Origin of the sequence: Plantactinospora sp. BC1, from assembly GCF_003030345.1 — a bacterium.
Classification (GTDB): Bacteria; Actinomycetota; Actinomycetes; order Mycobacteriales; family Micromonosporaceae; genus Plantactinospora.
In genome coordinates, this window is the sequence record NZ_CP028158.1 from 4134584 (window position 1) to 4148063 (window position 13480).

General features: G+C 74.1%; 12 protein-coding genes. 6 read left to right on the forward strand and 6 right to left on the reverse strand.

The genetic code is table 11. From position 1 onward, the window contains the following. The first annotated feature begins 85 nt into the window (after positions 1-85). Entirely contained in the window at positions 86-1351 is a 1266-nt protein-coding gene (locus C6361_RS17945; RefSeq protein WP_107268414.1) for a molybdopterin molybdotransferase MoeA, read from the forward strand. Between the two features lies 1 nt (position 1352). Continuing rightward, positions 1353-1820, forward strand: coding sequence for a molybdenum cofactor biosynthesis protein MoaE (locus C6361_RS17950; RefSeq protein ID WP_107268415.1), 468 nt, complete (start codon positions 1353-1355; stop codon positions 1818-1820). Positions 1821-1881: 61 nt separating this feature from the next. On the opposite strand, the gene C6361_RS17955 is transcribed toward C6361_RS17950, so the two are convergent. Next, a complete protein-coding gene (locus tag C6361_RS17955; protein ID WP_107262523.1) occupies positions 1882-3327 on the reverse strand; it encodes a glycosyltransferase 87 family protein in 1446 nt (481 codons plus the stop codon). Positions 3328-3637: 310 nt separating this feature from the next. Beyond that, positions 3638-4183: a DoxX family membrane protein gene (locus tag C6361_RS17960; protein ID WP_107268416.1), complete on the reverse strand. Its 546-nt coding sequence runs from the start codon at positions 4181-4183 to the stop codon at positions 3638-3640. 83 nt (positions 4184-4266) lie between these two features. Between C6361_RS17960 and C6361_RS17965 the strand changes: the two genes are divergently transcribed. After that, positions 4267-4806 carry a GNAT family N-acetyltransferase gene (locus C6361_RS17965; protein ID WP_107268417.1) on the forward strand — a complete coding sequence of 180 codons (540 nt, stop codon included), beginning with the start codon at positions 4267-4269 and terminating at the stop codon, positions 4804-4806. 55 nt (positions 4807-4861) lie between these two features. Here the strand turns inward: C6361_RS17965 and C6361_RS17970 are convergent, their stop codons facing one another. Continuing rightward, entirely contained in the window at positions 4862-6124 is a 1263-nt protein-coding gene (locus C6361_RS17970; protein WP_107268418.1) for an ATP-binding protein, read from the reverse strand. Between the two features lie 163 nt (positions 6125-6287). After that, positions 6288-6680, reverse strand: coding sequence for a hypothetical protein (locus C6361_RS17975; protein WP_234359547.1), 393 nt, complete (start codon positions 6678-6680; stop codon positions 6288-6290). 13 nt (positions 6681-6693) lie between these two features. Here C6361_RS17975 and C6361_RS38840 point away from each other — a divergent pair, with 13 nt between their 5' ends. Beyond that, on the forward strand, positions 6694-6822 hold the full coding sequence (locus C6361_RS38840) for a hypothetical protein (RefSeq protein WP_255416225.1): 129 nt from the start codon (positions 6694-6696) through the stop codon (positions 6820-6822). 408 nt (positions 6823-7230) lie between these two features. Here the strand turns inward: C6361_RS38840 and C6361_RS38230 are convergent, their stop codons facing one another. Continuing rightward, complete coding sequence (locus tag C6361_RS38230) at positions 7231-8136, reverse strand: flagellar basal body protein FliL (RefSeq protein WP_234359548.1); 906 nt, start codon at positions 8134-8136, stop codon at positions 7231-7233. An 85-nt stretch (positions 8137-8221) separates the two neighbouring features. On the opposite strand from C6361_RS38230, the gene C6361_RS17990 reads away from it, so the two are divergent. Continuing rightward, on the forward strand, positions 8222-9337 hold the full coding sequence (locus C6361_RS17990; RefSeq protein WP_107268419.1) for an EamA family transporter: 1116 nt from the start codon (positions 8222-8224) through the stop codon (positions 9335-9337). Then, a complete protein-coding gene (locus tag C6361_RS17995) occupies positions 9334-10122 on the forward strand; it encodes a prepilin peptidase (RefSeq protein WP_234359549.1) in 789 nt (262 codons plus the stop codon). The genes C6361_RS17990 and C6361_RS17995 overlap by 4 nt, the downstream gene beginning before the upstream one ends. A 33-nt stretch (positions 10123-10155) precedes the next feature. Here the strand turns inward: C6361_RS17995 and C6361_RS18000 are convergent, their stop codons facing one another. Further along, positions 10156-13422, reverse strand: coding sequence for a UvrD-helicase domain-containing protein (locus tag C6361_RS18000; protein ID WP_234359550.1), 3267 nt, complete (start codon positions 13420-13422; stop codon positions 10156-10158). Positions 13423-13480 lie beyond the last annotated feature (58 nt).

Here is a 13480-nt window from a genome sequence, read left to right on the forward strand (position 1 = left end):
GGGCGGTCGCACCGCGAGGATAGGCTCGGACGGTGAACGTGAGGAGCGCGCAGCAGGAGGCTCTACCCGGAGCGGGTGGGGCGGCGTGAGCACCGAGACCGCCGTCGCCGCCGATCCGTCGGCCGGTCCGCCGACGCTGGACTGGGCCGAGGCGCGGGCCCGGGTCTACGGGGCCGGCCGTGCCGCCGCACCGGAACCCGTCGAGCTGCCGGTCGCCGAGGCGGACGGCCAGACCCTGGCCGAGCCGCTGACCACCCTCACCGACCTGCCCGCCTTTCCGACGTCGAGCGTGGACGGCTGGGCCGTACGCGGCGCCGCGCCCTGGCGGATCGTCGGCCGGGTCCTCGCCGGCAGCACACCGCCGCCGCTGACCGAGGAGGGCACCGCCGTCGAGATCGCCACCGGGGCGATGCTGCCGGCCGGTGCGGCCGGGGTGCTCCGGGTCGAGGAGTCGACGCGTACCGCCGACGGGCTGGTCGCCGGCACGCTGCGGCCGGCGCCGGAGTGGCGCGCCCCCGGTGAGGAGGCGCACTCCGGTGAGGAACTGCTGCCGGCCGGTACCCCGATCGACCCCGGGGTGATCGGGCTGGCCGCCTCGTGTGGCTACGACACCCTCCGGGTCCGGCGGGCGCCCCGGGCCGCCCTGATCATCTTCGGTGACGAGCTGCTCACCGCCGGCCGTCCCGGCGCCGGGCGGGTACGCGACTCGCTCGGCCCGGCCGTCCCCGCCTGGCTGCGCCGGTACGGCTGCACCATCACCGCCGCCGACGTCGTCGGACCGGTGGCCGACACCCTGGAGGCGCACGTCGAGGCGCTCCGCCAGGGGCTCGATCGCGCCGACCTGGTCTGCACCACCGGCGGCACGATGCACGGGCCGGTCGACCACCTGCACCCGGCGCTGCGCGAACTCGGCGCGGAATACGTCGTCAACACCGTGGCCGTACGCCCCGGATTTCCGATGCTGCTCGCCCGGGTGACCGGGCCGGACGGCCGGGGCCGGTTCGTCGCCGGGCTGCCGGGAAATCCACAGTCGGCGATCGTCGCGACCGTCTCCCTGGTCGCCCCGCTGCTGGCCGGGCTGCGTGGCCGGGTGATGCCGGAGCTGCCCCGGGTGACGCTGGCCGAGCCGGTGGCCGGGCGGGGCGACTTCACCCACCTGGCGCTGGTCCGGGTCGACCCCGCCGACAACACCGCCACCCCGGTCCGGCACGTCGGCTCGGCGATGCTGCGCGGGCTCGCCGGGGCGGCCGGGTTCGCCGTGATCGCCCCGGGCACCAAGGGCGGACCGGGTGACCGGGTGCCACTCGTACCGCTGCCGCTGCTGCCCGGAGAGCGCCCCCAAGGAGTGTGAGATGAGCGTACGGAGCGAGCCGGCCGTCGACGCCGGAGGCGGGCCACCGACCGGCCGGTTGCATGTCGCCGTCGGCACCGCCCCGCTGGACGTGGCCTTCCACGAGTCCGTGGTCGCCGACGCGGCCGCCGGTGCGGTGGTCTCCTTCCAGGGCGTGGTACGCGACCACGACCACGGCCGGTCGGTGCTCCGGCTCGAATACGAGGGCCACCCGAGCGCGGCGGACGTGCTGCGGGAGGTGGCCGCCGAGATCGCGGCCGATCCGGACGTACACGCGGTGGCGGTCTCGCACCGGCTCGGCCCGCTGGAGATCGGCGACGTCGCCCTGGTGGCGGCGGTGAGCACCGCGCACCGGGCGGCGGCGTTCGCGGCCTGCGCCCGGCTGGTCGACGAGGTCAAGGCCCGGCTGCCGGTGTGGAAGCGGCAGCTCTTCGCCGACGGCACCGAGGAGTGGGTGAACTGCCCCTGACCCCTCGGGACGGGTCGATCCCGGGACGGGCCGATCCCGTTACCGGTGACCGGCCGATCTGTCAGCGGTGACCGGCGAGTCGGCGGTCGAGTCGGCCGTGCTCGACGTAGAACGCCGGCTCGGCACCGGGCCGCCACGGCAGCGCGGCGACCAACAGGATGATCGCCAGGGCGAGCGAGTTCTCCATCAGCGCGCCGAAGAAGCCGTCCTGGTAGTGCGACACCTCCGGCAACTGGTGCTCGTACGGCCAGATCGGCGAGATCAGGAAGAGCAGGTAGAGCCCGAGCGCGGCCACGCCGTGCCGTAGGCCGGTCAGGGTGGGGAACCAGATCGGTGTGCGCAGCCCGGTCATCCCGGCCGGACCGGCACCGGCGGTCGAGTGTGGCGGGCGCGGCCACGGGCCCCGGCTGGCCGTCCGGCGTCGACTCGCGGCGTCGGCGAGGATCAGGATCGCCGGGATCACCCAGACCAGGTGGTGTGACCAGGAGATCGGGCTGATCACGTTGGTGGTGAGCCCGACCAGGGTGAAGGCGGTCAGCTCGTCGCCGTCGGCGTGCGAGTGCGAGGCGCGGGAGAGTCCGAGCGCGAGCAGCAGCATCGCGAACGCGAGCCAGAGCAGGGTGGGGGTCTCGATCGAGTCGTACAGCCGGGCGAGCACGCCGGCCAGCGACTGGTTCGGCGTCATGTCCGCCGCGCCGACCCGCTCGGTCTGCCAGAGCACCGACATGAAGTAGGTGGTCGACTCGCGGCCGGCGATCGCGAAGGTGCCGACGGTGACGGCGATCGCGGTACCGACCGCGGTGGCCGCGGCCCGCCACTGCCGGGTGATCAGCAGGTAGACGACGAAGAGCGCCGGGGTGAGCTTGATCGAGGTGGCGAGGCCGATCCCGACCCCGGCCCAGGCGCCGCTGAAGAAGAGCCGGCGCAGCGGGCCGTCACCGGCGCTGATCCGGCTGCCGCGCCGGGCCCGCCAGCGCAGCGCCACCAGGTCGGCCATGACCAGACCGAAGAGCAGCAGGTTGACCTGGCCGTAGCCGAGCGTCTCCCGGGCCGGCTCGATGGCGACCGCCATCGGCACGGCGAGGCCGAGGGTGAACCAGAGCGACCAGCCGAGCCGGTCGGTGATCGGCTTGAGCAGGGCGGCGAGCACGACGGCCAGGGTCGCGACGCTGGCGACGATGTTGGTCCAGCCGGCGAGACCGAGCGGGATGCCCGCCATCGGCAGCATGACCAGCCCGGCGAAGGGTGGATAGGTGAAGCCGAGGGTGGTCCTGGGCGCGATGAAGTCGTAGAGCTCGTGTCCGCCCGCCCACCAGACCACCGCGCCGTGGTAGATCTTCATGTCGAAGAAGTTGTACGGCCGTCCGAACGTGGCGATGGCGAGCCACGCGGCGTAGCAGACGACGGCGACGACGCCGATCCGTACGACTGCTCGACGGTCGATCCCACGAGCAAAGCGGCGGACTGGGGCGAGGCGGCCTAGCCGTCTTTCGACGGTCGCCGGCATGGCGTGGCCACCCCCGTACCAATGTCGGTCTTCCGCCCAGGTCCTCCGAGGAGCCTAGAACGGTGGGTCACTCGAATGCCTCCTGCGTTATGCGACCGTGTCCGATCCCACACTGGTTCGCGACATTTCCACCGCGTTAACGCAGGGAGTGCGGTTCAGGTGATTCACAGCCGCTCAGTCAGGTGAAACTAGCATATGTCCGGCATGGAGCGTGGCCCGATCGACGATCCCGGGCACCGCCCCGCAGGCCGGCGACTCACCTCGGGCAACCGACGGCGGCGATCCCGCGGCCTGGCCGGGGTGGGTGGGATCAGCCGGGCAGCTTCCGGGCCGCCGCCGCGGAGCGTACGGCGATCCGGGCGTCCCGGCGGGCGGTACGCACCACCCGGCGTACCCGTCGACGGCCGCCACCCACCGCGTGGCTGGCCCGCCAGCCCAGCCCGGGCCGACCCTCGGTGTCCGCCGCCGCGAGCAGCAGCCCGCCCATCAGCCCGAGGTTCTTCAAGAAGTGGACCTGGTGCAGGCGGCGCTGCGCCGGGTCCTCCTGCTCCCAGAACCGGTGCCCGGCCATGGTGGTCGGCACCAGCGTGCCGGCGAGCAGCGCCGCCGCCGGTCGGGTGAAGTGCCCGGTGGCCAGCAGCAGCCCGCCGAGGAGCTGGGCGGCACCGTTGGCCCGGACCAGGCTCGTCGGATCGGTGGGTAGTCCCTCGTGGATGCCCTGCAACATCGGGGCGACCTTGTCCGTCACCCGCTTCGCCCGGTCCACGTGCAGTTCGGGGTTGGCCACGGCGCGGGCGCCGCTGACCACGAAGATCGTGCTCAACAGGGTACGGGCCACGGTGCGTACGGGTTTCATGGCTCAAGTCTTACCCGTTCGCAACGTTCTTCACCCCTCGAAGTGGGAGACTGGACGGCGCGGTCGCGGTACCGTCGCGAGCTGTGACGACCGTGCGGCTCCGCGCAGAGGGTCCGGCCGACGCCGTGGCGATCCGGCAACTTGTCGCCGAGGCGTTCGCCAGTCCGGACACCCGGCTGCCCCCGGAGGTGCAGCTCGTCGAGGCGCTGCGGGGCAGCGACGCCTGGCTGCCCGAGCTGTCCATGGTGGCCGAGGTCGACGGCGAACTGGTCGGCTACGCCCTGCTCAGCCGGGTCGAGGTGTGGCCGGGCGCGGTTCCGGCGCTGGCGCTCGGCCCGGTGGCGGTGCGGCCGGCCCGGCAGCGTCGCGGTTACGGCCAGGACGTCGTCCGGGCCGCGCTCGACGCCGCCGCCGAACTCGGCGAGCGCCTGGTGGTGGTGCTCGGCAACCCCGCCTACTATCGCCGGTTCGGGTTCGAGCCGGCCGCCCGGTTCGGGCTGACCAGCCCGTGGTCCGGGCTCGGCGACCCGTGGCAGGTGCTGGTGCTGCCGTCGGTGGACGGCTCCGACGACCCGGTGCCGAGCGGCGAGGTGACCTTCCCGCCGCCCTGGTCACAGGTCTGAGGATCCGCCAGCGTGTCGGGTGGTGCCGGTCGCGGGGGCGCCGGGGCGGTGCCGGTCAGGCCGGCTGGGTCCGCAGGTACCGGCCGAAGTGCGGGACCGTGAAGGCCACCGTCCCGCGCTCGCCCGAGTAGATCAGCCCCTTCTTGATCAGCGCGTCCCGGGCCGGCGAGAGGCTGGCCGGCTTGCGCCCCAGCGAGCGGGCGATCTCGGCGGTGGAGACGGCGGCGTCCATGTCGTCCCGGGGGCCGCCCCCGGCGACGTCGTCGCCCTCCGGCGCCTCGACCAGCGAGAGCGCCGCCATCGCCCGCATGTACTCCCGTTCCGCCGGGGTCGCCCGCTCGAAGCGGGACCCGAAGAACCCGACCGCCAACTCGGCCTCGGCCTCGGGCGCGGCGACCCGGACGTCGGCGGCGGTCACCGGGGAGCGGGGCGCCGAGTCCCAGGTCGCCTTCCCGTACGCCTGGACGAAGTACGGATAGCCGCCGGACTTCTCGTAGAGCAGGTCGAGCGCCTTCGGCTCGTATTCGACCTGCTCCCGGGCGGCGGGGGCGCAGAGCGCCTGGTCGGCGGCGATCCGGTCCAGCCGGTCGATGCGCTGGTAGCGGAAGAGCCGTTCCGAGTAGGACTTGGCGGCGGAGAGCACGGCCGGCAGGTGCGGCAGCCCGGCGCCGACGACGATCAGCGGCGCGCCGAGCTGGGACAGCTCGTGGCAGGCCGCGCAGAGCCCCGAGACGTCCTCGGGGCCGAGGTCCTGCATCTCGTCGAGGAAGACCGCGACCCCGGTGCCGACGTCGGCGGCGACCTCGGCCGCGTCGGTGAAGAGTTCGACCAGGTCGATCTCGATGTCGCCGGAGTCCGCCCGCCCGCTCGCCGCCGGTACGTCGATGCCGGGTTGCCAGCGGTCCCGCAGCCGGCTCGCCCCGGCAGCCCGCCCCGATCCGGCCGGGGCCGAACGCAGCGCGAACGCCTTGAGTACGCCGAGGAAGTCGTCGATCCGGTCGGGTGCCCGGTGCCGGGGTGCCAGCTCCCGGATCGCCATGTGCAGGGCGGCGGCGACCGGGCGGCGGATCGACTGGTCCGGCCGGGCCTCGATCTTCCCGGTGCCCCAGAGTCGGCTGATCGCCTGGGAGCGGAGCGTGTTGAGCAGTACGGTCTTGCCGACTCCGCGCAGGCCGGTGAGGACCAGGCTGCGTTCGGGGCGGCCTCGGGCGATCCGCTCCAGGACGATGTCGAAGACCTCGAGTTCCCGCCCCCGCCCGGCGAGTTCGGGCGGGCGCTGGCCGGCGCCCGGCGCGTACGGGTTGCGGACCGGATCCACGTATCGCACGCTATCGGGCCGTCTAGCCGGGGCGCTAGACATCCGTAGACCGGGGTATTCGTGTCGCGCCGTCGTCGGATCGTCGAGCAGAAACTAGGACCGTCTAGCGTGGATGCTAGACAGTCCTAGTTTTGCCTACCGAAGCCGATCCGGGCCGGCCCGGTCAGCGCCGCTTCAGGCAGAGTACGAAGTCGCCCAGGTCCAGCGGATCGTCCTGTACGTAGTTGGCGTCCGCCTCCGGCGAGCCGAAGACCGGGTCGTTCTTGCACTGGTCCGCGTCGGTGCTGAACGGGATCCGGGACAGCACCTCGTAGGTGTCCGGTCCACACGGCACCTTGCGGAGTTCCGGCTCGTCGTCGGTGCCGTCGTTGACCACGCAGTCTCCCTTGGCGAACCGCTCCGACGAACTCGACGGGGTGCCGGCGGGACGGCTCGGGGTCGACCCGGCCGAACCGCTCGGGGCGGGTGCCCCGACGCCCGGCCCGGAGTCGTCGCCGGCCCGGTCGACCAGCCACCACGCCCCGCCGCCCACACAGGCGCAGAGCAGCAGCAACACGATGCCGCCGACGATGAGGCCGATCTTCAGCCCACGACCGGACTTCGGCGGGGCGCCGGCCGGACCGTACGGCGCGGCCGGCCCGCCGGGAGCGCCGTACGGGGTACCCGCCGGGTACGGCCCGCCGCTCGACGGCGGCTGACCCCACGAAGGACCCGGTGCGCCGCTCGGCTGCCCATGCCCGGCGCCGACGGGCGGCGGGTAACCGGACGGCGGGTAACCGGGAGTCGGTGGCGGCGGCGGGTAACCGGCGTCCGGGGCCGGCGGATAGCCGGGACCCGGCGGCGGAGTGCCCGGCGGCGGAGGCGGATCGCCACCGGCCGGCGGGCCCGACGAGGGGGACCGGGACTGGTACGGGTCTTCCGGCTGCCCTCCGGCAGGCGTTCCGTAAATCGACATGCTTCTCCAGGGGCGGGCGCGCGCGCCGACCACGTCACGGAAACCCTGGGGTGGCTGACGCAGGGGTCGGGCTGGGCGCGGATCCTACGCGGCAGGTCGCTCGGACCTCCGCCGGTCTCGTCGGAATGCCGGGCGGCGACACTCCGCGCGGCTATCGTTTCCGAAGACAGAGCACGAAGTCCAGTTCGTCCAGCTCGCTGTTGAAGAAGTAGAAGTTCGTGTAGTTCTGCACCTGGGCGCATTTGGTCTTAGCGTCCGGGGCGCCGGTGGTGACGCCGTTGTAGCGGGCGAGCACCTCGTAGGTCTGCGGTGCACAGCCCGTGATCGCCAGCTTCGGCGCCGCCTCCGTACCCTCGTTCCGGACGCACTGACCGGCCTTGACGAACCGCGCATCAGTGGAGGACGCGTCCGGCGCAGCCGGGACGCTGGTCGGGGTCGGCTCGGTCGGGGCGCTGGTCTGCTCGGCCGGCTCCTCGGTCTGCTCGGTGACCGGCGGCTGGGCGTCCGGCTGTGCCTCGTCACGGCCGAGCAGGTAGACGCCGAGCGCCGCACCGCCGAGGACCAGCACCGCCAACCCGACCAGGACGGCGACGAAGCCCCGGTTGCCACCACCCTTCGGCATCGGGTCCGGTGCCGAGGTGGACCACGACGGGTCCGGAGACGGCGTCGCCCACACCGGATCGGCGTCGGAGGCGTTCCAGCCGCCCGGCGCCGGGGCGTACGGCGCGCCGGGGTGCTGCGGTGCCGGGGCGTGGCCGGCGTCGTGTCGCCGGGTCGGTGGATGACCGGCACCGGGTGCACCCGAGGTCGGCGCGGCGCCGGGGCCGGCCGGCCCGGGGTAACCGGCCGGATAGCCGGGGTGGCTGACCGGGGAACCGGGGCCACCCGGTGGCGCCGACGGCTGCCCGCCACCCCAGTGCCCCGCCCCGGCCGCCTGGTCCTGATCGCCCCAGGGGTCGACCGGCTGGCCGTACTCGTCGGTGGTCTGCCGGTCCGGGTCGTTCCACGGCTGCGACGGACCGGGATACGGTCCGCCGGGCGGTCCGTAGTTGGCCATCGACTGTCCTCCTGGTACGGATCGGTGAGAGGCTCGCCACTCGCCTGGGACGTGCCTGCTGTGGTCACCGTAGCCTGACCCCCCGATGAGCTCACCTCCCGGAAGCGCGCCAACTTCGCCGGCCGGCGCCGCGCCGGTCGAGCCGGAACGCGCCGCGCCGGTCGAGGCGGAACCCGTCGCTCCGGTCGGGCCGAGACCCGCCGCGCCGGTCGAGGCGGAACCCGCCGCTCCGGCGCCGTCGGCCCGCTCGGCACTGATCTGGACCGCGCTCGGCGTCGTCTACCTGGTCTGGGGCTCCACCTACCTCGGCATCCGGGTCACCGTGGAGACCCTGCCGCCGCTGTTCTCGGCCGCCGCCCGGTTCGCGGTCGCCGCCGCCGTGCTGGCGGTGGTACTCCGGCTCTGGCGCGGCCCCGGCGGGCTGCGGGTGACCCGCCGCCAACTGGGCAACGCGGCGCTGGTCGGCGTACTGCTGCTGGCCGGCGGGAACGGGCTGGTGGTACTGGCCGAGTCGGGGCCGCCGTCGACCGCGGTCTCCTCCGGCGTCGCCGCGCTGCTCATCGCCATCGTGCCGCTGCTGGTGGTGATGCTCCGGGCCGGCACCGGGGACCGGCCCGGACTGGCCACCCTGCTCGGGGTGAGTGCCGGCTTCGTCGGCCTGGTGCTGCTGGTACTGCCGGCCGGCGGCGTCGGCGCGGCCCCGATCGTCGGGGCGCTGACCGTGGTCGGTTCCGCCGTCTCCTGGTCGGCCGGCTCGTTCCTCTCCGGCCGGCTCGACATGCCCGGTGACCCGTTCGTGGCGACCGTCTACGAGATGGTCGCCGGCTCGGCGGCACTGGCCGTGCTCGGCCTGGCCCGGGGCGAGATGCGCGGCTTCGACCTCGGCGCGGTGAGTACCCGCTCGTGGCTGGCGCTCGGCTATCTCACCGTGGCCGGGTCGCTGGTCGCGTTCACCGCCTACGTCTGGCTGCTGCACCACGCGCCGATCTCGCTGGTGGCGACGTACGCCTACGTCAACCCGGTGGTCGCGGTGACCCTCGGCGCGCTGCTGCTCGACGAGCCGGTGACCGGGCAGGTGCTGCTCGGCGGTGCGGTGATCGTGTTCGGCGTCGCGCTGGTCGTCTCCACCGAACGCCCACGCTCCTCGGCCGGTGCACGCCCGGCCCGCACCGCGAACCTGAGGCAGGGCGGCGGGACGTGACACCGGGCGTGGTGGCGGCGGCCGGGCTCCTCGGAGTCCTGCTCGGACCGCTGCTGCGCCGAGAGATCTTCCGGTACGCCGTACCCGCCGCCGGCCCGCCGGAAGAGTCCCCGCCGCGCCCCGACGTCCCGGTCGGCCGGTCGGTCCGGCGGAGCTGTCCGCACTGCGCGGCGACGATCGGCGCGCCGACCCGGCGCAACCCGCTCGGCGTGCTGCCGCCGACCGGGCGCTGTCCGCGCTGCCGGGGAGCCGTCGGTCCGCGCGCCGGGCTGGTCGAGGTCGTCACCGCGACCGTCTACGCCGCGCTCGCCGCCCGGGTCGACGACGTACTCCCGCTGCTGGCGTACGCCTGGATCGCCGGTTTCGGCATCGTGCTCGGCTTCGTGGACGTCGCGGTACGACGGCTTCCCGACCGGCTCACCCTGCCGGCGGGGGCCGGTGTCGCCGGGCTGCTCGGCGCGGCCACCCTCGCCTCGGGCCAGTTCGGCCGGTACGCGGTGGCGGTCGCCTGCGCGCTGGCGCTGGCCGGGGCGTACCTCGGGCTGCTCCTGCTCTCCCCCGGCGGGCTGGGGCCGGGCGACGTCAAGCTCGCGCTCGGGCTCGGCTTCGCCACCGGCTGGTACGGCTGGAGCACCGCCCTCTCCGGCGCGCTGGCCGGCCTGCTGCTGGCCAGCGGGTACGCCGCCGTGCTGCTCCGGCTGCGCCGGGTCGGCCGCCGCGACCACCTGCCGCACGGCCCGGCGATGCTCGCCGGCGCACTCGGCGCCGTGCTCCTCGCCGCCTGACCGACGAGGAACCCGACGCGCGGGCGGGACGGCTCAGAGCAGCCGGAGCTGGCGGTCCTTCGGGCGACGGGGCACGTTGTCGCCGAGCCGTTCGAAGAGTCCGGCGTCGATCGCGTCGAGGAACGGCGACGGGACGCAGTCCCGCTCCTGGCCGTGCCGCAGCCGCCGGCTCACGTGACTGAGGTAGAGCCGGTCCTGTGCCCGGGTCAGCCCGACGAAGAAGAGCCGGCGCTCCTCCGCCACCTCCTCCTCGGTCGGCGTCGAGCCGGGCCAGCGCAGCGGCAGCAGCCCGTCCTCGCAGCCGGGCAGGAAGACCACCGGGAACTCCAGCCCCTTGGCGGCGTGCAGGGTGAGCAGGGTGACCGCCTCGGCGCGCGGGTCGAGGGCGTCCACCTCGGCACCGGTGCCGAGTTGCGACAGGAACAGCTCCAGGTCGTCGCCGCAGCGCCGGGCGAGCGGGGTGAGCAGGTCGGCCGCCGTCCAGATGTCGTCCGGGCCGATCCCGCCGGTGGCGTCCAGGGTGGGGGTGGCGTGCCGCTCGGCGAGTACCTGCCCGGCGAGGCGTACCCGGGCGGCGACCGAGCCGCCGAGCCCGTCGGCGTGCCGCAGCTCGCGGGCGATCACCGAGACGCCGGGCCGGTCCCGCAGCCGGTTGTGCGAGCGCTTCTGCACCGGGATGTTCGCCCGGGCCAGCGCGTCCAGGATCGGCGCCGCCTGGGCGTCGGTGCGGTACAGCACCGCGATGTCGGAGAACGAGACGTCGGTGTTCCGGCCGTCGATCCGGCCGGAGTCGAGCGAGCGGTGCGACAGCCCGCCGACGAGTTCGTCGACGGTGCGTACCACGAAATCGGCCTCGTCGGCGACGGAGGCCGCCGGATAGCGGCCGACCAGCGGTGCCTCCGGGTCGAGCCGGGCCGGGTCGAGCCGCCGGCCCCGGACCAGCGTGCTCGGCGCGATCGCCTGCACGGCGGCGGCGAGGATCGGCGCCGACGAGCGGTAGTTGCGGGTCAGCCGGACCAGCCGGGCGTCCACGAAGTCCTGCGAGAAGCGCAGGAAGTAGGCCACGTCGGCGCCCCGGAACGAGTAGATCGCCTGGTCGGGGTCGCCGATCGCGCAGAGGTTGCCGTCGGCCGGGCTGAGCAGCCGGAGCAGCTCGTACTGCGTCGCGTCGACGTCCTGGTACTCGTCGACGAAGATCCACCGCCACCGGTCCCGGTAGCGTTCGACCAGCTCCGGGTCGTCGCGCAGCAGCGCCACCGGCAGGCCGACCAGCTCGTCCAGGTCGACGAGGTCCTGGCCGCGCAGCAGTTTGACGTAGGTGGCGTCGTCGTCGCCGGCCTCGGCCCGCGCGGTCGCCCGCTCGGTGTCGTCGGCGATCCGGAAGTTCTCCGGCAGCCCGGCGGCCCGGGCGTTCTCCCGCAGGATGGTCAGGCCGAGCGAGTGGAAGGTGCCGACGGTGACGTCCTCGGCGACCGGCCCGAGCAGCCCGTCCAGCCGGTGCCGCAGCTCCTCGGCGGCCCGCCGGGTGAAGGTGATCGCCAGGCAGTGTTCCGGATAGACGTTCAGCTCGGCGCAGAGGTAGGCGATCCGGTGGGTGAGGGTGCGGGTCTTGCCGGTGCCGGGGCCGGCGACGATCAGCAGCGGCCCGCCGGGTGCGGAGGCGGCGACCCGCTGCATCGCGTCGAGCCGGTCGAGCAGCCCGGTGCCGACCTCCTCCATGCCGGCGAGCATCGGCTCGAACGGCTCGTGCGGCGACGGCGGCGGGGCGAGCGGCGGTGCGGGTTCGGCCGGCGGGGCGGCGGCCCGGGTCCGGCGGCGCGGCTCCGCCGGGGTGGCCGGCGTCGGGGCCGTCGACCGGGCGGGCCGGGCCGGCGCCTTCGGCTCCGCGGGCGGTCGCTGTCGCGGCACGGGTACGTCGAAGAGCGCGTCAGCGAAGAGCGTCTCCGCCTGCCCGGCGCCGCCCCGGCCACCACCGCCGGAGCCGGACGACAGTTCACCGGGCTCGAAGAGAGTGATCACGCCGTACTCGCCGTCGTAGCCGGGGATCCGGCGCACCTCGCCGCGCCGGAGTCGGGTGATCGCCTCGGCGAGCGGTTCGCCGCCGACCCGGCGGATCTCGTCGACCGGCGTGACGGTGAGGATGTCCAGCTCGGCACCGAGCCCGGCGACCAGGGTGTTGAGCTGCCCCTCCACCGTCTTCGACTTCGGCCCCACACTGTTGATCTCACCGAGGATCTCAGCGAGCTGGATCAGGTGGGTGACCTGCGGCGCGTTCGCCGGCCGGTGCCCGTCCGGCCGGTCGGCGAGGTCCTCGACCCGGCTCAGTACGCCGACCGTGAGCGGCTTGCCGCACTCCGGGCAGCGCCCGCCCGCCTCCCGGGTCCGCTGCGGTTCCCAGTTGACCCCGCAGAGCCGGTGCCCGTCCGCGTGGTACTTCCCCTCCTCGGGGAAGAACTCGATCGTCCCGGCCAGCCCGTCCCCGGTACGCAGCGCTTCGCGTACCGCGTAGTAGTCGAGGTCGGTGGCGAAGAGCGTCGCCTCCCGGGCCAGCGCGGGCGGCGAGTGCGCGTCCGAGTTAGAGACCAGCCGGTAACGGTCCAGGCTGGACACCCGCCAGTTCATCTCCGGGTCGGAGGAGAGCCCGGTCTCGACCGCGAAGATGTGCTCGGCGAGGTCGGCGTAGCAGTCCGCGATCGCGTCGAAGCCGGACTTCGAGCCGAGCGCGGAGAACCACGGCGTCCAGATGTGCGCCGGCACGAGGTAGCCGTCCGGGCTGGCCTCCAGGGTGATTTCCAGCAGGTCCCGGGAGTCCAGACCGAGGATCGGCCGCCCGTCGGAGCCGATGTTGCCGATCCGGCCGAGCGTGGCGTTGAACCGGGCCACCGCGTCCAGGTCGGGCAGGTAGATCAGGTGGTGCACCTTGCGGGTCCGGTCGTCCCGCTTGTAGATGGTGGAGATCTCGACGCTGAGCATGTAGCGCATCGGACTCGCCTCGGCGACGCTGGCCAGCCGGGGTGGGAGCCGACGGGCGATGTCCCGTTCCGCCTCCGGGCTGAGCCGATAGAGGCCCGGCTCGGCCGGGTGCAGCGTCTCGCGCAGGTGCTCGTACCAGGCGGGGTGGGTGAAGTCACCGGTGCCGAGCAGGCTGATCCCCTTGCGCCGGGCCCACCAGGCGAGATTCGGCATCGTCAGGTCACGGCTGCACGCGCGGGAGTATTTCGAGTGGATGTGCAGGTCCGCGACGAAGGGCACGGCGGCGGAGGGGGAGCCGTCAGCGGGTGCGGCGCGCAACGGAGACACGCCGCATCCTGTCATGACCTTCCCGGCGACCGCGTGCCGCCACGCGCGAATGTGATTT

Excerpts from the sequence above, each read along its gene's own strand:
- C6361_RS17950 (WP_107268415.1), top strand. The coding sequence starts at position 1,353 with ATGAGCGTACGGAGCGAGCCGGCCGTCGACGCCGGAGGCGGGCCACCG.
- C6361_RS17955 (WP_107262523.1), bottom strand. The coding sequence starts at position 3,327 with ATGCCGGCGACCGTCGAAAGACGGCTAGGCCGCCTCGCCCCAGTCCGC.
- C6361_RS17960 (WP_107268416.1), bottom strand. The coding sequence starts at position 4,183 with ATGAAACCCGTACGCACCGTGGCCCGTACCCTGTTGAGCACGATCTTC.
- C6361_RS38840 (WP_255416225.1), top strand. The coding sequence starts at position 6,694 with ATGAGGCCGATCTTCAGCCCACGACCGGACTTCGGCGGGGCGCCGGCC.
- C6361_RS38230 (WP_234359548.1), bottom strand. The coding sequence starts at position 8,136 with ATGGCCAACTACGGACCGCCCGGCGGACCGTATCCCGGTCCGTCGCAG.
- C6361_RS17990 (WP_107268419.1), top strand. The coding sequence starts at position 8,222 with ATGAGCTCACCTCCCGGAAGCGCGCCAACTTCGCCGGCCGGCGCCGCG.